Source organism: Lacipirellula parvula (assembly GCF_009177095.1).
Classification (GTDB): domain Bacteria; phylum Planctomycetota; class Planctomycetia; order Pirellulales; family Lacipirellulaceae; genus Lacipirellula; species Lacipirellula parvula.
On record NZ_AP021861.1, the window covers coordinates 6217111 to 6240171 of the forward strand.

Annotated in this window: 10 protein-coding genes; 3 read left to right on the forward strand and 7 right to left on the reverse strand. The window is 64.4% G+C overall.

Annotation, left to right across the window (positions count from 1 at the left end):
- Window positions 1–121 precede the first annotated feature (121 nt).
- A complete protein-coding gene (locus PLANPX_RS24350; protein ID WP_152101233.1) occupies window positions 122–5692 on the reverse strand; it encodes a beta strand repeat-containing protein in 5571 nt (1856 codons plus the stop codon).
- Window positions 5693–6140: 448 nt separating this feature from the next.
- On the opposite strand from PLANPX_RS24350, the gene PLANPX_RS24355 reads away from it, so the two are divergent.
- Complete coding sequence (locus tag PLANPX_RS24355; protein WP_152101234.1) at window positions 6141–6917, forward strand: hypothetical protein; 777 nt, start codon at window positions 6141–6143, stop codon at window positions 6915–6917.
- Window positions 6918–6997: 80 nt separating this feature from the next.
- Here PLANPX_RS24355 and PLANPX_RS24360 read toward each other — a convergent pair whose 3' ends face one another.
- The 3 genes from PLANPX_RS24360 to PLANPX_RS24370 are packed head-to-tail and all read right to left on the reverse strand — an operon-like array spanning window position 6998 to window position 12201.
- The gene (locus PLANPX_RS24360; protein ID WP_152101235.1) at window positions 6998–9196 is read right to left on the reverse strand and encodes a site-2 protease family protein; all 2199 of its coding nucleotides are present in this window, start codon (window positions 9194–9196) and stop codon (window positions 6998–7000) included.
- Between the two features lie 36 nt (window positions 9197–9232).
- Window positions 9233–10126, reverse strand: coding sequence for an efflux RND transporter periplasmic adaptor subunit (locus PLANPX_RS24365; protein ID WP_152101236.1), 894 nt, complete (start codon window positions 10124–10126; stop codon window positions 9233–9235).
- Between the two features lie 26 nt (window positions 10127–10152).
- Window positions 10153–12201 carry a biotin/lipoyl-binding protein gene (locus PLANPX_RS24370; protein WP_152101237.1) on the reverse strand — a complete coding sequence of 683 codons (2049 nt, stop codon included), beginning with the start codon at window positions 12199–12201 and terminating at the stop codon, window positions 10153–10155.
- A gap of 239 nt (window positions 12202–12440) precedes the next feature.
- On the opposite strand from PLANPX_RS24370, the gene PLANPX_RS24375 reads away from it, so the two are divergent.
- A complete protein-coding gene (locus PLANPX_RS24375; RefSeq protein ID WP_152101238.1) occupies window positions 12441–14627 on the forward strand; it encodes a TolC family protein in 2187 nt (728 codons plus the stop codon).
- A 142-nt stretch (window positions 14628–14769) separates the two neighbouring features.
- Here the strand turns inward: PLANPX_RS24375 and PLANPX_RS24380 are convergent, their stop codons facing one another.
- The 3 genes from PLANPX_RS24380 to PLANPX_RS24390 all read right to left on the reverse strand — a co-directional run bounded on the left by PLANPX_RS24380 (window position 14770) and on the right by PLANPX_RS24390 (window position 20593).
- Window positions 14770–16935 (reverse strand): AMP-binding protein, encoded by a 2166-nt coding sequence (locus PLANPX_RS24380; RefSeq protein WP_172992309.1) that lies wholly within the window; start codon window positions 16933–16935, stop codon window positions 14770–14772.
- 303 nt (window positions 16936–17238) lie between these two features.
- Complete coding sequence (locus tag PLANPX_RS24385; protein ID WP_152101240.1) at window positions 17239–18060, reverse strand: hypothetical protein; 822 nt, start codon at window positions 18058–18060, stop codon at window positions 17239–17241.
- Window positions 18061–18145: 85 nt separating this feature from the next.
- Window positions 18146–20593, reverse strand: coding sequence for an ATP-binding protein (locus PLANPX_RS24390; protein WP_152101241.1), 2448 nt, complete (start codon window positions 20591–20593; stop codon window positions 18146–18148).
- A gap of 243 nt (window positions 20594–20836) precedes the next feature.
- Between PLANPX_RS24390 and PLANPX_RS24395 the strand changes: the two genes are divergently transcribed.
- A complete protein-coding gene (locus PLANPX_RS24395; RefSeq protein ID WP_152101242.1) occupies window positions 20837–23044 on the forward strand; it encodes a serine/threonine protein kinase in 2208 nt (735 codons plus the stop codon).
- Window positions 23045–23061 lie beyond the last annotated feature (17 nt).

Below are 23061 nucleotides of genomic sequence, written 5' to 3' on the forward strand. Positions count from 1 at the left end.
AGCTTCGATTGTAATCACGGGGCAAACTGGGACTGCTGCCGCGGCCCCGATTCCGGCAGGACGTGGCAATCCGTTCGCCAGCAACGGGCCGCCCGCCGTTGGGTTGGAGCGATTCTGCGGGCTAACGGGGCTTCTTCGGGCGGGTGAGCGCCGAGCGGAGCCGCTTCCACTGGTCCGGTTTCGCTCGGGCGATGGCCTCTTCCATCTGGTGGTAGGAGCTCTTTCCGGCCCCCGACAGGGCGATCGCCACGCCGGCGAGCGTGGCGCCGTGGTAGATCGCCGTCGACGAGCGCGGCCGCATGCCAAGGCCGGCGAGCGGTTCGAGTTGCGTGGGCGGCTCGACCGCGGCGCCTTCGTCGCCAATGGGGACGGCAGCCGGTTGTTCTTCGGCAGGTTGCGTGGTCGCCTCTTCAGTCGGCGGCCGATCGCGGGCGCCTTCACTGTCGTCGCCCGGATCGATGAGCTTGCCGTTGCGAACGAAGACGTCGATCACGAGTCGTCGCGCATTCGTCTCCGACTGCACGAGATAGATCACGTAGTGATTGTCGGGCAGGTTCTTGAAGAGCGCCGGCAGGTTGTTCAGCACGTTCGACGGCAATCGGAAACGCTGCCCAGTCGTGCCGTCGGGATTGATCACGCACAGTTCGAGGTAACGTTCGCTTGCGGCGCGGGTGTCGCCGCCACCGCCGCCGTCGTCAGTCGTAATGATGGTGACGAGTCGCGATTCGGCGGCCGTCGGCAACAGCGGTACGACTTGCCGATCGGGGAAGGTGAGAATCGCCACCTGCGGCGACGTGTCGATCCGGAACTTCTCGGCGCCGAGGCCCGGCTGCGAGATGTCGACCGTCTCGATATTGCTCGCGCCAATGGCGACGACTCCCGGTGTATCGAAGTCGTCGTCGAACACTTGCACCGTCAGCGTGATGTCGCCGGTCGGGTTGAGCGGATCGGGCGGACCGCTGTACTTGTGCATGAAGACCTGCGTCTGCCCATTCCCGGCAACGTCGACGGGGTAGGTCGAGATCGTCCCGTCGCCCCAGTCGACTTGGACGTTAAACTTGTCGGCGCCCGGGTCGGTGAACTGCAACGTGAGCGTCGTCTCGCCCTTGTTGTTGACGTCGGTAGCGACGATAGGCTTGAGCGTCGGATTGACGTTCCGCACCGTCACTTCGATCTCTTTCGTCACCGAACCGCCGTCGTCGTCGAACAACGTCACGGTGATCGTGTACTTGTTATCGGCGTCGTTGTCGGCGTACTTGTGCGACGAGGCGAGTGTGCCGAGCGTCGGCGTTCCCGGCGAACCGTTCGTGACGCTTGCCGGCAATTGGCCCGTTTGAGGAGTGGTCCCATCGCCCCAATCGATCGTGTAGTAGAACGACTCGACCGAAGCGCCATTGGGGTTGTTCGGATTGTTGAAGCCGGGATCGCTGAAGGTTCCGAGGTTCGGCAGATTAAGCGTTTGCCCCTCGTCGATGACGAAGACGCCGTTGGTAAGGTTGAGCGAGGGGGCGACGTTCTCGACGGTGATTGTGAACGTCCGATCAACGAAGCCGCCGTCATCGTCGCGGAATCGCACCGTGACGGTGTACGTGCCGTTGTCGGCGTAAACGTGCGGCGTCGACACGAAGTCGGCCGTCGTCGCCACGCCGGGCGAACCGCTCACGCGGTTGTTGATCGTCAGCGACTGCGGCCCCGTGCCATCGCCCCAGTCGACGGTCGCATCGTGGAATGTCTCCTGCGTCCCCTGGGCGCCATTGTCGAAGCCGGGGTCGGTCACGCCGACGCCGATGCCGCCGAGCGTGATCGGCGTCCCTTCGTTGACGACGATCGCGGGATTTTGGAACTTTAGCGACGGATCGACGTTCAGCACCGTCACCTGGAAGGTCGACGTCGTGACGCCGCCGTCGTCGTCGCGCACCGTCACCGTGACGGTGTAGACGCCGTTATCGGCGTAGACATGCGTGCCGTCGAACGAACCCGCCGTTGGCGCGCCGGGGCTGCCGAGTTGATCAATCGTTGCGGCGCCAGTGCTGTTCGCGGAACCGTCGCCCCAATTGATTTCGTAGGTGAACTCTTCGGTGGTCTCGCCGCCGTTGAGGACGTTGCCGGCGTTGAGCGGATTGTTGAAGCCGGGGTCGGTGAACTGACCGATGTTCGGCAGCGACAGCACGCCCCCTTCGTTGACCGTCTGCGAGCCAGGAACCGTGAGCGTCGGCGCCACGTTGTTTACATGCACCGCTGCTGAGCCCTCGCCGACGCCGCCGTCGTCGTCGATCACCTTCACATAAACGGCGTAGACGCCGTTGTCGGCGTAGGTATGGTTGGCGGAGAACGCGTGGCCCGTCGCCGTGCCGACGGTCACGTGGCCATCGCCCCAGGTGATTTCAACCTGGTGCGTATCTTGCGAGCCGACGTCGTCGAACGTGACGCCGAGATTGACCTGACTCCCCTCGGTAATGATGCTCGCCACAGGGGCGGCGACGACGTTTCCCGGGGCGACGTTGTTGACTTGCACCGTTGCGTTGCCGACCGCTTGGCCGCCATCGTCGTCGCGGACCGTCGCCTTCACCTCGTAAACGTCAGAGGCGGTGCCGGTCGGGTTGTCGTCGAGATACTGGTGAGTCGCGGTGAGCGTCCGCGAACCGGCCGCGACGGCCACCGTTTCGATCGTGCCGTCGCCCCAATCGATCTCGACCGTGTGGGTATCGAGCGAACCAGGATCGTCGAAAGTGAGTGTTAGCGTTGCGACGCCGTTTTCGTTGATCGCGGCGATGGGGTCGATCTTCACGCTCGACGGCGGAACATTGTTCACCAGTGCCGCCGCCGAACCGAAGCCAACGCCGCCGTCGTCGTCGGTCACCTTCACGGTAATCGCGTACGTGCCGTTATCGCCATAGGCGTGGGTCGCGTTAAGCGTGTGCCCCGTTGCGCTCGCGATCGTGACATTGCCGTCGCCCCAGTTGATCTCAACCTGGTGCGTGTCTTGTGAACCGGAGTCGTCGAACGTCACCGTCAGCGCGACTTGGCTCCCTTCGTCGACAATGTTGGCGACGGGGGTCACCTGCACATTGCTGGGGGCACTGTTGTTTACCTGCACCGTTGCATTGCCGACCGCTTGACCGCCATCGTCGTCGCGAACCGTCGCTGTGACCGTGTAAACGTCGGACGAGGTGTCGGTGGGGTTGTCGTCGATATATTGGTGCGTTGCGGTGAGCGTGCGCGAACCGGCCGCCACGGCGACGGTTTCGACCGTGCCGTCGCCCCAGTCGATGTCGACCGTGTGTGAATCGAGCGTGCCCGGATCGTCGAACGTCAGCGTTAGCGTCGCAACGCCGTTCTCGTTGATGGCGGCGATCGGGTCGATCTTCACGTTCGACGGCGGAACGTTGGCAACCTGCACCGTCGCGTTGCCAATCGCCTGCCCGCCATCATCGTCACGGACCGTTGCCTTCACCGTGTAGATGTCGGACGAAGTGGCAGTCGGGTTATCGTCGAGATACTGATGCGTTGCGGTCAGCGTGCGCGAACCGGCTGCCACGACGACCGTTTCGACCGTGCCGTCGCCCCAGTCGATGTCCACCGTATGTGAATCGAGCGAGCCAGGATCGTCGAACGTCAGTTTCAACGTGGCGACGCCATTCTCATTGATGGCGGCGATCGGGTCGATCTTTACGTTCGACGGGGGGACGTTGGCGACTTGCACCGTGGCGTTACCGACCGCTTGGCCGCCGTCATCGTCGCGGACCGTCGCCTTCACTGTGTAGATGTCGGACGAAGTGCCAGTCGGGTTATCGTCGAGATACTGATGCGTTGCGGTCAGCGTGCGCGAACCGGCCGTCACGGCGACGGTTTCGATCGTGCCATCGCCCCAGTCGATGTCGACCGTGTGCGAATCGAGCGTGCCCGGATCGTCGAACGTTAGCGTCAGCGTTGCGACGCCGTTCTCGTTGATCGCGGCGATCGGATCGATCTTCACGTTCGACGGCGGAACGTTATTCACCAGTGCGGCGGCCGAACCAAAGCCGACGCCGCCGTCATCGTCGATCACCTTGACATTGATCGCGTACGTGCCGTTGTCGCCGTAGGCGTGATTGACGTTGAGCGAGTGACCAACGGCGCTCGTGACCGTCGTGTTCCCATCGCCCCAATTAATCTCGACTTGGTGCGTGTCTTGCGAGCCGGCGTCGTCGAACGTCACCGTCAGCGCGACTTGGCTTCCTTCGTTCACGATATTGGCGACAGGCGTCACCTTCACGTTGCTGGGGGGAACGTTCACCACCTGCACGGTCGCATTGCCGGTCGCTTGGCCGCCGTCGTCGTCGCGGACGGTCACTTTCACGGCGTAAACGTCTGACGAGGTGCCGGTCGGGTTGTCGTCGAGATATTGGTGCGTCGCCGTGAGGGTGCGCGAACCAGCCGCCACGGCGATCGTTTCGATCGTGCCGTCGCCCCAGTCGACGTCGACCGTGTGCGAATCGAGCGTCCCCGGATCGTCGAACGTCAGCTTCAGCACCGCGACGCCGTTTTCGTCGATCGTAGCGATCGGGTCGATCTTCACGTTCGACGGCGGGACGTTGCTCACCAGCGCCGCCGCCGAGCCGACCCCGACGCCGCCGTCGTCGTCGATCACCTTGACGATGATCGCGTAGGTGGCGTTGTCGCCGTACGTGTGATTGACGTTGAGCGAATGGCCAACGGCGGTCGTCACCGTCGTGTTGCCGTCGCCCCAGTTGATTTCGACCTGGTGGGTATCTTGCGAGCCGGGGTCGTCGAACGTCAGCTTGAGCGAGGCCTGCCCCCCCTCGGCGAGGATACTCGCCACCGGCGTCACTTTCACGTTGCTCGGAGCAACGTTGTTCACCGTCGCCGTCGTGGTGGCGGTCGTCACGCCCAGATCGTCGTCGACGAGGCGAACGCTCACCGTGTACGTGTCAGACGGCGTCGCCGTCGGGTTATCGTCGAGATATTGATGCGTCGCCGTGAAGCTGCGATCGCCCGTCGGCACGTTATAGACCTGCACCGCCGAACCGTCTCCCCAGTTCACCTCCACGGTGTGTGTATCTTTCGAACCGGGGTCGTCGAACGTCAGCTTGAGCGTCGCGACGCCATTCTCGTTGACCGGCGTGATCGGCGCGAGCTGCAAGTTCGATGGCGCAACGTTGTTGACAGTGATCTTCGAGGTTACCTCGCTGAACTCGCCCGCCGAGTCGGTCACGCGGACCAGAACGTCATAATCTTCCGTCGCCGGGCCGGGCAGGTTGTCATCGAGATACTGATGCGTCGTCAAGAAACTCGTTTGACCAGCGGCGAGGTTGAACGTTTGCGTCGAACCATCTTTCCAGTCGACGAAGATCGTGTGCGTGTCGCTCGCGTCGGGATCGACAAACGTCAGCGACAGCGTGGCGACGCCGTTCTCATTGATCACGATCGGCGTTTGAATGTTGATGTTGCTCGGCGCTGTATTGCCGTTGAGGCTGGCGACCGGCGGTGCGGCGGCAGCGGCCTCGTCGCTCGACGGCGTGAACGCGGCGCCAACGGCCACCGTCTCCAGCGCGAGCGCCGGGGCGGCGGCGTCGAGCATGCGACGGGGTTCCAACCGGCGGGGCGCCAGCGTGAACTTCGGAAGCGTGAACTTCGGAACGGTGGCGCGAGTGGAACGCGAGCGCGAACGGCGGCGCGGGGGAATGGCCATAGGCTATTGGTGAGTCCAAGGTGAGAAGCATGTCGACGCGATCGCCGCCCTGAAGAATCGCGTCAGCCTCGATTATCCCGTCAATTTCACAAGGGTGTCAAACAACTTGCGCCGATTCGGAGCACCGCCAATCGCCCGATCAGCCCTAGCCGGTCCGCCACGCGGGCCGGGGGCGTTTCGCGTGACATTGGCTTGCTCGGCAGGCCGCCCGGAGGGCGTGACCCTCCGGCTACCGGTATTGCTGACGGTGTGCAAACGGAGCCGAAATGCCGTCGCTTCTCCCCATACGCACTCGCCGTGGCAAAGTTTGCGGGCGGCGCCGCTTCTACTGGAGGAAGGGGTTGGAGCGGGTCGAAATCTGGACGATGAGGGCCTTCTGCCGGCGCCGTCGGGGCGCGGCGGCGAGTGGCTTCCAAGGCCCCAGCGACCCGGTTCCGTCGATCCGCTGATGAATACTCAGTCGAGACTACCGCTCTGGCGCCGCGGCACGTTGCTGGCAACGGCGGCTGTGACATTGCTGGCGGGCGACCTGCTTGCCGAGCCGACGACCAGCCGCTTCGATGTGCCGCAGGAAGGCGCCACCAGCGCCGCCTACCAAGCGCCGGCGTCGCTGCAGCAGCCGCAGTCGCTCAAGCAACCGCCGTTGGCGGAGCCGCCGATCGACAACGCCATTATCGACGCCCAACGCGAAGCCGCGGCCAACGCGGCCGAGGCAATCGACGAGCGCGACGAACCCCTCAACGACCCCGAGGCCGACGCCCGCCGCATCTACCGGCCGATCACCAGCGTCGGCGTCGATGTCCGCCTCCCGCCCGGCGAGATGCCAGGCGCCATGGCACGGCAAGAAGGCGACCCGCCGCCGGTGACGATGCCGATCGTCGGCGACCCGCGACTCGAAGGTGGCTGGGGCGATCAGATGTTCAACTGGTCGGCAACGCAGTTCTGCCACCAGCCGCTCTACTTTGAGGAAGTAAATCTCGAACGCTACGGCTACGGTTGCCGGCCGTGCGTGCAGCCGTTGGTGTCGGGCGCCCACTTCTTCCTGACCATCCCGGCGCTGCCGTACAAGATGACGGTCAATCCGCCGCGCGAGTGCGTCTACACGCTTGGTTACTACCGACCGGGCGATCGCGTGCCGTGGCAGCGGAACTATATGCCGTGGGACACGCGAGCCGCGGTGGTTGAAGCAACCGTCGCGGTGGGCTTGGTGTTCTTGATTCCTTAGCCCCGGGCTCCGCCCGGGGGTGGCGTTGCGCGCCGCGACGTTCAACGACATGGAAACCGCCCCCCGGGCGGAGCCCGGGGCTAGAACACGCGATGGAACGTCCGTCCCAGCGCGTTCATCACAAGCGTGCCTAGGTTCGACCGCTCGATCGTGATCTTCGCCACGCCGCGCGAGCCGGGTAGCAGCGGCAGCGCGTCGTCGAGTTCGATCTTCACGTCGTGGTAGCGAGCATCGCCAAGCGGCGAAGCGGCCGGCGGCGTGCCATCGCGATCGGCAGCGTGGTTGGCATGTCCTCGACTCGCCACATGCGTCACGCGGCCCGTGAGGGCGCTAAACGGCTGCTCGTCGACGAGCACGTGCACAGTCTGCCCCGCACTAACAACGGGGACGTCGGCCTGTTCGACGCCGGCCCAGGCCGCTGCGGCCGAACTGCCAGCGATCACACAGAGCGGGGTCTTCGGTTCGATCCAAGCCCCCTGGTTGTGCAGATCGAGCGGCGAGCCGCTCCACGTAGCGAGTTGATCGCTCCGGCGGCGATCGGCTGGCCGGTCAGGAGCAGCGACGACGCGGCCGGCGTGCGGAGCGCGGATCGTCAGCGAAGCGACCATCGCCTCGTACTCGGCGAGTTGAGCCTCGGAATCAACTAGTTCAGCCCGAGCCGCGGGAAGCTGCCGCCCAGCGGCAGGCGACGTTGCCTGCAGCGCACGCAATTGGGAGACGCGGACGGCCCGCTCGCGGACCGTTGCCGCGGCCTCGGCGCGGGCAAGTTCGAGTTCCGGATTGTGAAGTTCCACGACAACGTCGCCGGCCGCTACCTCGGCGCCGGCCGGCAGCGCGCGACGCAACTCGCCAGCGGCCACGGCGAAGAGCGGATGGTTCTGCTGCGGCACAATCACCAGCGGCGCCTCAACGCGGCGATCCATCGGAAGGTAATAGAGCGCGGTCAATCCCAACAGCAACGCACTCGCCGAGAGCGCCGCCCGATCCCAACGCCAGCGCGACCGCACGAGCGGATTGGTCGCCAATCGCACGGCAGCCCCGATCGGCCGCGCAAGCACCCCCGTCAGCGTCACCGCGGCGAGGCTGTAAACGAGGTTCTGCAACTGGTAGGGCCGAGCCAACTTGAGCATCAAGATGAACAGGCCGGCCATCACCAGTGCCAGGTAAACCTTGGCGCCGATCGCATAAATCCATAACGTCCTCCGCTTAGCGGGCGAAAGGAGCGGATCGACCGGATCGGGCTCTTCGAGTAGCCAGCGGCGCCACGCCACGCCGACGAGCCCGCGAGCCCGCTCGGCAAGGTTCGGCGTTTCCAGCCAGTCGGAGAGAATGTAATAGCCGTCGTACCGCAGCAGTGGATTCGCGTTGATCGCGAGCGTCCCCACGCTGCAGACGACCAGCAGACTGAGCGCGATCGCCTGCACGATGCCCGGCTCGCTGATCGACCAGACAATCGCGGCAAGCGACGCGATGATCAATTCGACGAACATACCGCCGGCCGAAACGGCGATCCGCTGCCATTTGCTCGGCAGCCGCCACGCATCAGAGACGTCGCAGTACAGGCTAGGCATGCCGGCGAGCAACAGCAGTCCCATCTCGCGCGGCCGGGCTCCAAAGCGGCGGCAAGCCAGCGCGTGGCCGAACTCGTGAGCGACCTTCACCAGGGCGACCGCGGCAAACCAGATGGGCAACCAGCGCGACTGGGCGAGTTGCTGTAGGCCGCTGAGCCCCGTATCGATCTGTCCAGCGTGGCTGACAACGACATAGATCGCGGCGGCCATCAGCAGACCGACCGCCACGGCGCCCGCTCGCGAGAATACCCAACCGAGCGACCGGTAGAGCCGATCGACGAGCGGACCAGCGTCGAAACCGCCGACGCGGATCGACAGAAGCTGCAGCAGGTTCGACCAACGCTCACGTCGGCTGTGGCGGCGTCCGCGCTCGCACAATTCGGCGCCGCGGCCAGGAATCTCGCCGACGAGCAGCCCTTGCTCGTAGACGCGATTGACGAATTCTTGCATCTGCTCGATCGTCGCCCGCCGTGGGGCGAAGCTCGTTTCGAGTTCACGCTGCAGCGAGCGGAGGCTAACCGGTTGCCGCAGCGCCGTGAGCAGGGCCTGCTCTTCGCTGGAGAACTGAAATATCTCGCCCGTGACGGGGTCTTTCACCATGTACGCCGCGTCGCCGTCGAACGCCGTTTCGACGATGTGCAAATCGCCGCGCGTGCGCATCGGGAGGATGCGATCGGCGACGGCGCGGCGGTAATCGGCGGCAGGCATGGGAAAAGTTGCGGGTAGCGAGCGGCGAGGTGCGAGTTAGTTTGTTGGAGCGACGATCTCTGTCGGAAGGCTTAGCTTCCCTTGCTGGCCAGGGCGAAGCTTTCCGGCGCTGTTGTCGATCTCCGCCCACACGCGCACTTGGCCAGTGATCGGGTCGATTTCAGGACTGATGAAACGGAGCGTCCCTTCGACGTGCCCACCGGCGGGAAAGGCGTCGCCTTCAGCGCCGATAGCAAACTTCACTTTGCTGCCTACCGGCGTGGTGGCGGCAATCTCGGCGGGTGCAAACCCCTCGGCCCGCAAGCGATCGACGGCGACCAGTCGCACGACCGGCGCACCCGGCTCGACCCACTCCCCTGCCCTGCCGCGAACGAGCGCGACGACGCCGGCGAAGGGCGCCTTCACCGCATGCAGCTCCAAATCAAGCCGCGCCGACTCGACGCCGTTTTCCTTCAGCTTGAGTTCGTAGCGGTCAATCTCCAACTCATGCTCCGCTTGGCGGCGCTCGAGCTCTAGCTTCTCTGCCGTGAGCCGTTCGACGTCGAGCTGCGACTGCGAGATGCTGCGGGCAAACTTCTCGTTTGATTCGCTCGAGCGCTTCATCTCCGCGCGAGCTACTTCGAGCGCCTTGTCGGCGTACTCGATTCGCAGTTCGCTTGCCGCCTTCGCTTGCACCTGCGATCGCTCCAGTTCCGCCTTCGCCACCGCTAGTTTGGCGGCGCGATCGTCGAGCGACGCCAACAGTTCGCCCGCCGCGACGGCGGCGCCTTCCTCGACGGCGATCGTCGCCAACACACCGGTCTGCCGCGCCGGAACTTCCGCCTCGACCATCGGCCGCAAGACGACGGAATCGATCGTCGTCTCGGCCGCGCCGGCGAGTGTGCCGCACAGCAACACCGCAACCATCGTGATGTGGAATCGCAGCTTCATCGCGTCTCGTTCACTCTCAGTTGCTTCTAGAACGTCAGCCAGCGGTACACCGTCGCCCACATATCGTGCAGCCAGACGTAGCCGATCGAGCGGCGGCCGCAATCAATCCGCACCGCGGCCGCCATGCCTGGCCGAGCTTCGGCCGGCGGTTCCCCGTCGAGCGCGAGCCGCACTCGCATCGAAGGCACGGCGTCCTCCAGCCCGTCTGCAGCGAGCGGCGCAGCCGAGCTGACGGCCATCAAATGAGCGGGGTAAGTTTGTGCCACATCGCCAGAGAGCCGCACGCTCGCGGTCACCTCGGCGTTGTCGCCCGACGCCGCGCGTTGCGCCGCCAGGATCTCGCCAACATCGCGTTGCGCCGCCTCGGCATTGACGAACCAACCGGTCGATGCGTCGGTCACGGTGAGAAGCGCCTCGCCACGCTCGACAGGCCGCGACGCGAGCAGCGTTTGAACATCGGGGGTGAGAATCTCGCCGTTGATCGGGCTCCGCAGCGTGAGCGCCGCATGCCGCTCTTCAAGTAACTGCCGCTGCGTTTTCAGCCCGGCTAGCCGTTCTTCGAGTTGCCGTTGCTCGGCGGAGAGCGGCAGGCGATCTTCCGTTTCACGGTCGCGGAGCGTCCGGTCAGTCCGCGTCACGGCGAGCGCATCGAGCCGCTCTTGAGCCGCCGCAATTTCGCCGCGCACTTGTTGCAGCTTGAGGGCAAGCTCAGGGTCAGTGAGCACAATCAGCACGTCGCCTTGCTTCACGCGATCGCCGTGAGCGACGCGAACCTCGGCAATCGAACCTGTCGCCGTCGCAAAAATCTCACGTTCGATGGCCGCGGCGAGCGTCGCGGGCGCCTCCACCGTCAGCGTCGCCGGCACAAAAATCAGCGCGAGCACTGCGGCGACGATGCCGCCGGCAATCCACAACGCACGGCGGCGACTAACCGGCTCGCGGAGCGCCGCCAGTCGATCTGACCACGCCAGCATCGTCCGCACCGTAAACTGATCGAGCGTCGCAGCCCTCGCAACCGCCGGAGCGGCCAGTTCGCCAATCTCGATGAGTTGCCGCAGCACGGCGTCATCCGCGGCCCCGTCGAAACGCTCGGCGATGAGCACTAGATCGCAGCGATTCGAACTGCGCTCGCCTCCCTGCCCGGCGACTCGCTCGTCGCGCAAATGCGAATAACCAAAAGAAAATGGCGCCGCAGCTAACTGCCAGGCGTGGGAATGATCGAGATGCTCGGCCAGCGTCGCCGCCAGCCGCGTCGGCAAATCGGCGTCGTCGAGCCGATCGGCGACGTGCGTAATCGGCTCACCCCAATTGGCAACGTCTTCCGCGAGCCGAGCGGCGAGGCGAGCCATCTCGCTCTGCCGATCAGCGCGACTAACGCCGCTCACGCAGACGAGCCGCCACTGTTCGCCGCGACGCAGTAGCAACGACACGCGATCGCACTGCAGCAGTCGACGAGCCTCGTTAGCAACCGCGAACGCCGTCCCCTCCAAATCGCGCGGTTGTTGAATGCGACGCAAAAAGTCGACGGCATGCTGCTGCAAGCCGGCGGTCGCCCGTCGCTCGCGCAGCTCGGTAAGTGCATGGAAGTCGGCGGCAATCGCGGCGAGCGTCGACGCCAGTTCGCGGCGCCCTTGCTGAACGGTCGAGCTATCGCTGGACGGAAACCAAAGCTCCAACGCCCCGATCGCTCCATGGCCCGGCGCCCCGCCGCCCGCAGCGTCGGCGATCGGCGCAATGACTGATTCAACACCGACAGCGTCCGCCGCAATGGTCGGCGCCAACTGTGGCGCGGCGAACGCTCGTAACACGGCGTCGCGCCGCGATGCGATACTTGGCGGCACGCCTGCTGAATCCGATTGCAGCTCTGCAACGACCTCCAGCCGTTCCGGCGCTACACGTCGCCAACCAGCGCCGCCAGTCGCTCCTACTGCCGCGCATGTTTCCGCTAGCAGCCGACGGTAAAACTCCCGCGGCGTTGCTTCGCTGCGGGCCGCCGCGTGCAGGCGCTCCACCAGTTCCTCTAGCTGAAGCCAGCTAGCATCGGCAGCGTCGGTGAGTGGAGAACGAGGAGACATCTCGTCCAGTATACGCAGCCTCGCGCAGAACTCGCTCGCAGCGAGCCGGCGCCAGCGGAACGATTTCGGCAGCAACGCGATCGCCGCGCGGCAGGATAAGCAGATTGCGCAAGCGATCGGGGTTCTAACGAAATTCGTAGCTCTACCGGTTCTACCGTGACGAAAAACTGCTGCGAGGTTCCAAGTTCTCGGCCACACGCGGTCGCTTGCCGCCTCGGAAAGCTCATCGCTCGTCGCCCATGCGCTGGACGCGTCATCCCGCTTTCGTTTGGTCGCTGCTCGCCAGCCTCATGCTGGCCGAGGGCTGCCGCGTGCGCGAGAAGGCGACTTTCAAGGCAGTTGACGACACCTGCTACCGAGCCCTGGCGACGAAAATCGAGTACCCCGAGGTTTCTCCCTGCAGCCACAACGAGCAAGATTGGGCGGCCGTGCAGCCGCTAACGCTCGCCTCGCTGGGGCAGATGGAATACTGGAACATGACGCTCGAAGAGGCGGTGCGGATCACGCTCGCCCAGTCGGACGTCATTCGCGATCTCGGCGGCACCGTGCTCCGTTCACCCGGCACCGTCGAAACGTACTGGAATCCCGCGGTCGTCGAAACGAACCCGCGGTTCGGCGTTGACGCGGCGCTGGCGGCCTTCGACGCGCAGCTCACCAGCAGCGTCTTCGGCGAGAAGAACGACCGCGCCCTGAACAACGAGTTCTTCGGCGGCGGCACGCGCTTGCTCAACCAAGACCTGCTCGTACAGCAGACGCAAATCGCCAAGCGTTCGGCCACTGGTACGCAGTTCGCCGCACGACATTACACCGATTACGACGCGAACAACGCCCCCAGCAACTTGTTCCCGAGTGCGTGGAATACGAACTTTGAAGTTGAAGCTCGCCAACCGTTGCTCCAAGGCGCAGGCGTCGAGTTCAACCGCATCGCTGGCCCCAGCAACACGCCCGGCCTCTACAACGGCGTGCTCGTCGCCCGGCTCAACACCGACGTCGAGCTCACCGATTTTGAGATTTCAGTGCGCGACCTGCTGAGCAACGTCGAAAACGCTTACTGGGATCTCTACTTCGCCTACCGCGATCTCGATGCGAAGATCGCCGCCCGCGATGCGGCGCTCGAAACGTGGCGGCGGATCAACGCACTCTACGTTTCCGGCCGCCGCGGCGGCGAAGCGGAAAAGGAAGCGCAGGCTCGCGAACAATTCTACCGCTTCCAGGAAGACGTCGAAAACGCTCTGGCTGGCCGGCTGCTTGGCGGCACCAGCGTGAACAACGGCAGCGGCGGCGGCACCTTCCGCGGCGGCGGCGGCGTCCAAGTCGCCGAACGCCGGCTTCGCATGCTCGTCGGCCTCCCGCCGAGCGACGGTCGATTGATTCGCCCCTCCGACGAACCGGTGAGCGCGCCGATTCGCTTCGACTGGACCGAAATCACGCGTGAATCGCTCGTGCGTCGCGCGGAACTTCGCCGCCAACGCTGGGTCACGCGGCGGTTTGAACTCGAACAGATTGCTAGCCGCAATTACTTGCTGCCGCGGCTCGACGCCGTCGCCCGGCAGCGGTGGCGCGGTTTTGGCCATGACCTCCTTGCCAGCGATTCAACCGGCCGCGACCGCTTCGACAATGCCTACATGGATCTCGTGAGCGGCGACTTCCAGGAATGGCAAGTCGGCTTCGAGTTGAACGTGCCGATTGGCTTCCGCCAAGGCGCCGCCGCGGCACGCAACGCCGAACTGCAACTCACCCGCGCCCGCGCCGTGCTGCGAGAGCAAGAGCATTTGGTGCTCCACGACGCCGCGAACGCGATGGCGGAGTTTGACCGCACGGTCGTCGTCACGCAAACCGCCGGTCGTCGGCTCGATGCAGCCCGCCATCAACTCGACGCCGTCGAAGCGGCGTACGACGCCGACAAGGCGCCGCTCGATTTCGTGCTCGAAGCACAACGCCGTCTCGCTGAAGCGGAAAGCAGCTACTACCAAGCGATGGCCGAGTATGCCATTGCGATCAAGAACGTCCACTTCGCCAAGGGAACGCTGCTCGATTACGACGGCGTTGTGCTGGCCGAATCGCGGTGGCCCGACAAGGCGTACGCCGATGCGGCTGAACGCGATCGCTTGCGGGGCCGGCCGCGGGTGCTGAACTACGCGTCGGCTCGCCAGCCAGTAGTCGGCGGCGGAACCTACGACCAGCATTCGCTGGAGTCGAATCCGCTTGGCCTCGGCATCCCGGTCGAGAAAGAAGCGATCAAGACGCCTGTCGAGGAAACGGCGCCGACGACGCCCGAGCCGACGTTGCCGTTCGGCGCCGAACCCCTACCGCCGGTGCAATTGCCCGCGGCGCCCGTTGCGCACTCGGTCGTGCAACCGCTGGCGCTGCTGCCGAGCTTCGACGCCAATCTCACGCCCGCGACTGCGAGCAGTTCAACGAAGTGATGGAGTTGCTCAAACGATCTGTGGGAGGGGTCTCTGACCCCGAAGCCGCGTTGAGCTATCACAACTGTTTGCAGCGGTGACCGTCATCGGCGTCGGAGACGCCTCCCACAAGGGATTTTCCCAGCACGCTCGAGGTTGACGCTTACTTCGGTTGGCCGTCGGCTTCCATGGCGGCGAACCAGGAATCGGTCTCGCTATCGCCGGGTGCGTTTGCCGAAGCTGTCCCTAGCATCTCGTCGGCGAGGTATCGCGACAGCAATTCGGGAGTTGGATAGCTCCACGCCGCCGCCGGGGGCAAGCGCACGCCCAGCACTTTCTCGAACTCGACGTTCAGTTCCAGCGCGGTGAGCGAATCCATTCCCGACTCTGCGAACGGCGCGGTTGGCGACATTTCGCCGGCACCCGGTTCCGCTCGCTCTTCGAGCCAATTCATCATCCAGGTTTGAATCTGCTCGGCCAACTCCGGCGGCGTCAGTTCTGCCAGCCGATGCAGAAACTCTGGTCGTCCGTCAGCTCCGACCGCAACAGCTGCATCGGCGCGGAACGTCACGGTTTCGGCGAGTTCGTCCACCGGCGTCGCGGTAGGCGACTGCTGCCAAGCAGCGAGTTGCTCCAAGCCATTCGTTGCGAGCATGTCGCGGCAGTGGCTGCGTTGAATCTTACCACTCGACGTGAGCGGCACGCCGCCCGGCCGCACGAGCACGATCTGATATGGATCGACGTCATGCTCTTCGACGATCGCCGCACGGATCGCCCGCAGCACCGGCGCCATGTCCTCGCGCCGATGCTCGCGGCGGACTTGATGAACAACGACGAGCTGCTCGTGACCATCGACTTCCACCGCGAAGGCGGCGCCGAGATCGATCGCGGCGTGAGCTTGCTGAGCGGTCCGCTCGACATCCTGCGGATAGAGGTTGCGGCCGCGAATGATGATCACATCCTTCGCACGACCGGTGACGAAGAGTTCGCCGCCATCGAAGGCGCCAAGGTCGCCAGTCCGTAGGAACGGCCCGCTGCCGTCAGCCAAGCGGCCGCCGAACGTTTGCCATAACTCTTCCGGGTGGTTCCAGTAACCTTTCGCCACCGAACCGCCGCTGACCCAAATCTCACCGACCTGCCCTTCGAGGCACGGCTCGAACGTCTGCGGATCGACGACCCGCACGAGTTGATCGCCGAGCGGCCGGCCGCAGCTTACCAGCGGTTGCGACGCCTCGCCTGCCGCTACCGCAGCGAGACGATGCTTCGCCAGTCGGGCCCGATCGGCATGGAGCACGCGCGGCCCGTTGGCCCCGCCGCCGCCCGTCACCATTAGCGTCCCCTCGGCGAGGCCGTAGCAGGGATAGTAGGCTGCGGTGCGGAAGCCTTGCGGCCCGAACGCCACGGCGAATTCATCGAGAGCGCGAGAATCAATCGGCTCGGCGCCGCAGAAGGCAAGCTTCCAGCGGCTGAGGTCGAGCCCGGCACGCTGCTCAGGCGTAATCTTGCGAGCACAAAGTTCGTAAGCGAAGTTCGGCGCCCCGCTGATCGCGGCGCCGGTCCGCGAGATCGTTTCCAGCCAAGTGACCGGCCGTTGCAGGAAGGTCGCGGGCGCCAGGAAGTAAGACGTGCCGCCGACGTACATCGGCGTCAGGATGCCGCCGATTAGTCCCATGTCGTGGTAGGCCGGCAGCCAGAAGACGCCCGATTGCGGCGCCACGGCTTCTTCCGCCGGCGCTAACCCAAAGCCCGTGCGAATCAGCTCCAGGTTATGGAGCAAATTGCCGTGCGTTACAACGACGCCGCGCGGCTGCGAGGTGCTGCCCGAAGTGTATTGGAGGAACGCAGCGTCGCTTGGCGTTCGCGGAACCAACTGTTTGAACGATTCCGCATCACGGCAACGGTCGACGGCGATCCACTCCAGCGTCCGCACGGCCGGCGATTGCTCGTCGAGCTGCATCAGGCCGAGCGTTTCACTCGTGGTGAGTGCGGCGGTCGGCTTGCAGTCAGCAACGATCGCATCGAGCCGAGACGACGGGCGACGCGGCTTCGGATAGGTCGCTGGCGCCGGCAGCACGCCGGCATACAAGCAGCCAAAGAACGCGGCGATGAAATCAAGCCCTGGCGGGAAGATGAGCACCGCCCGGTCGCCTGGCGCTGCCACGCGGCTGAGCTCAACGGCCACGGCACGAGCACGGCGATCGAGTTCAGCGTAGGTCCACTCAACCCGCTGGCTGGCGTCGCTTCCGCCAGACTCGGCGAGGAAGGCGAACGCCAGTTGATCGGGACGCTCGGCGGCACGACGGCGCAATAGTTCGGCGACGCTTCTCATTTCAGATCGCGGCGTGGGCGTTTCTGCTGGCATGACCGCTCGAAGAAGAGAGAAAATGTCGTACCGAAATCGTGATCGGGAGAGTGCAGGCAGCATATGAGTCGCGGGCCGCATGAGGTACTCCTTGCCAGCAGGCAGCGGATGATGATTCTGTCGCGGGCAAAAAGTGCCCAACTAACGTAGCGTTGCGGGGAGCCCCAATGCAACGCACTCGTTGGGCCGGCGGACAGACTTTTCCGAAGAATCGCTCCGGTCCCCCGCTACCGCTCGAATCATCGTAAGCGTTTAACGCGCGGCCCGGCGCTACGCTTTCTCGTCCTTAATTTCCGCAGGGGAATCGGGCGTTTCAGCGGCTGGCGGCGTTGGACTTGCTTTCGCCGGGGTTTCTTCGACGCCGTCGTTCTGATCGGTCGAACTGCCCGCTTCAGGCGTCGATTTTTCACGAGGCTGGTTTTCCAGCGGCCGTTCGGAGGGATTCCCGCGCAAGCTGATCAATGCTTGGTGATTGAGTTCCAGCACGCCAATCCGCCTGCCCTGTGCGTCTTCGCCCTGCTGGCCTTCAACCTCGACAGGAACCGATCCTAGCCCGGCCAAAATTTCCGCGGGGTTGCCCGGATTAACGACTGCAACGCCTTCGCAAACGACTTGACGCATCCGGAGTTGGTCGTCCGCGAGGCCGAACTGCTCAACGCCGTCGCTATCGGTGAGGATGAGGCTTCCCAACCGACGCGCCGAGCCATCCGTCTTCGCGCCAGCAGCGGACGTCAGCAGCGCCAGAGCTCGATTGGGATTCTGAGGATCGAGGATCGACACCACGTTGCAAGCGATGCGACTCACCTGCAGCTGATTGTTCGTCACGCCGCACAACTCTTTCCCTTCGCTGTCGATCAGCACGAAGACGCCATAGCGATCGGCGTTTGGCGCGTTCTTGAGCGGCGGGTTGGAGCTCAGTTTAGCGACCGCTCGATCGGGCTTCTCCGAATCGTAGACGACTAGCTCCTCGCACATAATCTTGCCGGCACGGAGTTGGTCGGTCTTCACCTCGTGCGTGAACTTGTCACGGAGCGCCGCGCCGAGAGCGAAAAACAACAGCGGGTAAATAATCCAACGTTCGCGTTCGTTCATATCGTCGTCTTAATCAGTGAGGAACAAATTCAATTTGAACCGCCAAGGACGCCAAGAGCGCCGGTAATTCGCGGGCTGTCTGTTTTCAGTACGCCGTGCGGGCCGCGCCGTCGTCGCCGATCCACCACGGCAACCACGCCAATGACACCGGCTGTACTTCGATGTCCCCCTTCCGTGGGGGGACTTCGATCTTGGTCAGTTTCAGTTCGTGCAGTGGCTCGACATCGGCGTCGACTTCCTCGCCTGGCGGGGCCATGAGCCGCTTGAGCCGTTCGAGGTCGCGCAATTTCTCACGCAGCTGAGACTTTGCTTCAGCACTTTTGTCCCAACCCTTTTTCATCTGATTCGACATCGACGCCGTCATCAGCTGCTTTCGGCTGCGTCCGCCGAACACGCGCACCAAAATAATCTCTGCCGCGCGGGCGAGTGCTTGCCAAGCTCCGCTGAAAAACCACCACCTTGATTCACTCACCGCCGACTCCGCCTCATCGACCTCTTTCTCGACCCGCTTAATCACCTCCGGCAGCAGCCGCTGGCGAAATGCTTCGTCGGACTCATTGGGCAGCGACCGTTCATCAAACTCCGCGCACTCCCACAGCGTGAGCCGTTCCGACTGGTACACGTGGTTCTTCAGGTCGTCATCCCAGCGACGATAGTTCCGTTCTACCGCCATCTCGCTCGGTAGGTCGCCGTAGGCGGCGCTTGGCTCCGGTTCGTCGAGCAGCGTCGGCCGCTCGGCCATGATCTGCGACGTTTCCCACAACGGCTGCGGCAGTTCCCCATGCACCGGCTGCAGCGCCGCAAAGTCTCGCCACACGTCGACGCCGTCGCTTGCCCGGATGAAATGGAGACGCCCCACGGCGAACAAGCCGGGGCGGTAGGTGAGCCGTTCGCCAGCCGCTGGTTTTACGCTGTCGTCGAGCGGCCAGTAGCGTTGCGTGATGTCGGCGGAGAGGACTGGGCGGCTGCTGGCGGCGGAGTTGAGCGTCCGGCGTTGGGGCACGGGTGCTGAGGCGGGGGATTCTGGAGAGGCATCAGAGGGAGGCGACGTCGCGGGCGCTGCAGACGGGGCCGCTGAAGCAGACCCCGCCGGGCGTTTGCGATCGGCCATCAGCGTGCTGATTTGCGAACGCGTGAGCGGGCCCGCGAGGTAGGAGAGCGCCCACCGCGTTTGGAACACCTGCGGCCCGCTGGCGTGGACGTTGTTCATCACGAACACGCGATTGTCGAGCGCGGCGAGCGTCGCTTCCATTTCTTTGCGATTGAAGCTGGCCCCCGCTTCGGCCGAGGCGCCTTCGAGCCCCTCGATCACGCGAGCCTTGTCACGCTCCGTCTGCAGCCGGCCGAGGAACCAGGTGCCGGCGTTGGACAGGCCCTTGTAGTCGAGATCGACCGGATTTTGCGTCGCGAGCACGCAGCCCAAGCCGTACGCGCGGGCCTGCTTCAGAAGCGTGAGCATCGGCCGCTTTGCTGGCGGGTTGGCCGTCGGCGGGAAGAAGCCAAAGACTTCGTCCATGTACAGGATCGCCCGCAGGCTGCCCGTTCCCGGCTGCGACCGCATCCAGGCGATCACTTCGTTGAGCAGGATTGTGACGAAGAACATCCGCTCGGCGTCGGTGAGATGGGCGATCGAAATGATCGACAGCCGCGGCTTGTTCTCTGCCGTGTAGAGCAATCGCTGCACGTCGAGCGATTCGCCTTCGAGCCAGCTGGCGAACGACGGCGACGCGAGCAGATTGTTCAGCCGCATGCCGAACTCAAGCCGATCCTTCGCAGGGAAGAACGTATCGAGATCGACGACGCCGACCCGTTTGAACGGTGGCTGCTGGATCTCGTGAATCAAACCAGCAAGGTCGAGCGAACGGCCGTCGCGCCACGCTTGCCCTAGCACGTTCGACAGCAAAATGTGCTCGCGACTCGTCACCGCATCGGCGGTAATGCCCAGCAGCGCGAGCAACCCCGACGCGGCGCCTTGAATCCGATCGTTCAGCGCATCCGCGTCGTCGAGCACCGCTTGCGGCGGGGCGTCGAACGACTTCAGCACCGTCAGCGGCAGTCCCGCACTTGAACCGGGGGTGTAGATCGCCCGATCGACGCGATCGACGTACCGCTGGATGCGATTCCCATCTTCGTCCCACTTGGCGAGCCCCGACTTCCACAGCTCGGCCGTTTGCTGGGCTAGCTCCTCGGCCGAGACTCCCTTTCGGCTCGCGACCGATGGATCGACCCATGGCTGAAAGTCGCCGGGCCGCAGCTCCGGGAACGCAAGCAATAGATTCCCGAGGTCCCCCTTGGGGTCGATGCAAATCGCCGGGATGCCGTTGAGGGCCGCCTCTTCGAGCAAAGAGATGCAGAGGCCCGTCTTGCCGCTGCCGGTCATGCCGACGCAAACGGCATGAGTGGTGAGATTCTGGCTGTCGTACAGCAGCGGCGTTTCCCCCGCCTGGCTGAGGCCGACGTTGTAGTCCCGGCCCAGGTAGAAGGTCCCGGGCTTTTCGAATTCGGGGCGGCTCGGCTGTTCTGAATCCTGCATCACGAGCGCCTCGGGAAATCGACGGGCCAACCACCGGGCCAATCGGGTGACTATACTCGATTTTACTGCAGATTTCCTCCCCAAGAGGCTGCGTCGCCCCCCTCCTAGCCCCGGGCTCCTCCCGGGGGTGAGCCTCCACACTACATAACGTACCCTGACGCCGCGCAACCCCCTGGCGGAGCCAGGGGCTAACATGCCATACCGCATTCCGACACCGATTCACCAAAGCCTTCTTCTTCGCCGATGAGCCTCCTCGACCGCTTCCGCCGCAGCACACACCACCATGGCAGCAGCCGTGCCCCCGCAGCCCACATGACGTGGGCCGCCCGCAGCGTTTCGCACACGCTCACCAGCACGCGGCTCTTCCTCAAGAAGCAGCTCTGGCTCTGGCCGATCATCGCCATCGTGCTGCTGTCAACGCTCGGCTTTGCCGTTCATCATGCCATCGAATCGACGATGAAGGCCAATCTGCATTCGAGTTTGCAGACGCTGCTGAAAGTCGAACGCTCGATGATCGAGCGCTGGATGGCGACGCAGGAGCGCAATGCCGAAGCGATGGCGAACAACGCACAGACTCGCCGCATCGTTGACGAATTGCTCACGGCCCTCAAACCTAACGGCGAAGCGACCGACGAAGCCACGATCGCCAAACTGCGCGAACAACTCGCCGACAGCCTCGGCCCGGCGATGAACTCGCACCACTACATTGGTTACGTCCTCGTCGATCGCGACCGAAAAACGCAGGCTGCGTCGGAACCCGAAATCATCGGCATCGACGCCCCGGCCGGCATGCAGCTGTTCGTCGACAAAGCGCTCGACGGCGTCGGCAGCGTCTCCGCCCCTTACCCCAGCGTTTCCGCTCTCCGCGAAGGCGACGGCACCCGCCGAACCGGCGTCCCCACGATGATCGTCAGCGCCCCGATTCGCGACGAAAACTTCCAAGTCATCGCAGCCCTCGGCCTGCGCATTCAACCCGAGCGCGACTTCACGCAGTTGTTGCAGCTAGGGCGCATCAACGAATCAGGCGAAACGTACGCCTTCAACAAAGACGGGTTGATGCTCTCCAACAGCCGGTTCGACGACGAGCTGATCTTGCTCGGCGTTCTACCCGATCAGCCCGACGCCCACTCGATTCTCACCGTGCTGGTGCGCGACCCCGGCGGCGACCTTACCTCCGGCTTCCGGCCGAAGATTCGCCGCTCGGAAATGCCGCCGACCGCTGTCGTCGCCGCAGCCGCCGCCGGCAAGAGCGGCATCGACCTCGAGGGCCACAACGACTATCGCGGCGTCCCGTCGGTCGCCGCCTGGACCTGGCTCGACAAGTACAACTTCGGACTCGCCACCGAGGTCGACATGAGCGAAGCCTATGGCCCGCTCTACATTCTCAAGCGAACGTTCTGGGGCCTGCTCGGCCTCTTGATGCTCAGTTCCATCGCGATCTTCCTGTTCACGCTCCGCGTCGCCCGCCTACAACGCGAAGCCCGTGAAGCGGCCGTCGAGGCGAAGCAACTCGGCCAATATAAGCTGGAACAAAAGCTCGGCGCCGGCGCCATGGGCGTCGTCTACAAGGGGCACCACGCGATGCTCCGCCGACCGACGGCGATCAAGCTCCTCGACGCCGCGATCGTCACCGATCAATCGATCGCCCGCTTCGAGCGTGAGGTGCAGATCACCAGCCAGCTAACGCACCCCAACACGGTGCAAATCTTCGACTTCGGCCGCACGCCCGAAGGAGTGTTTTACTACGCGATGGAGTACCTCGAAGGAATCGACCTGCAAACTCTGGTCGAGCGCTACGGCCCGCAGCCCGCTGGCCGCGTGATTCATCTCATGCGGCAGATGTGCGGCTCGCTGTACGAGGCCCACTCGAAGGGGCTCGTTCATCGCGACGTGAAGCCGGCCAACCTATTCCTCACCCGCCGCGGCGGCGAATCGGATGTGGTGAAGGTACTCGACTTCGGCCTCGTGAAGGCTCGCGAAGAGCAACGCGACGGCGACGACCGTGCGATGGCTGGAACGCCCCTCTACATGTCGCCCGAGGCGATTCAGATGCCCGGCTCCGTCGATGGCTGCAGCGACATCTACGCCGTCGGCGCCGTTGGTTACTTCCTGCTGACGGGTCGCACGGTGTTCGAAGCGACGTCGGTCGTCGAGCTGTGCGACAAGCATATGAACGAACAACCGGTGGCGCCATCGGTCCGACTGGGGCAGCCGGTGCCGGTGGAGTTGGAAGAGGCGATTCTCGCATGCCTGGAGAAGTCGCGCTCGAAGCGGCCGCAAACGGCCCGCGATCTCGCGCAACGCTTGGCCCGTTCAGCTGCCGCGGCGGAGTGGTCGATCGAGCAGGCGGAAGTTTGGTGGAGCCGCCACGATCGCGGGCAAGCGGGGCCTAGCATCAACAGCGGAGCGCCGACGCTGAGCAAGGACCTCGAAGCGACGATTGCGCGGTAACCTCGTTCCCACGCTCC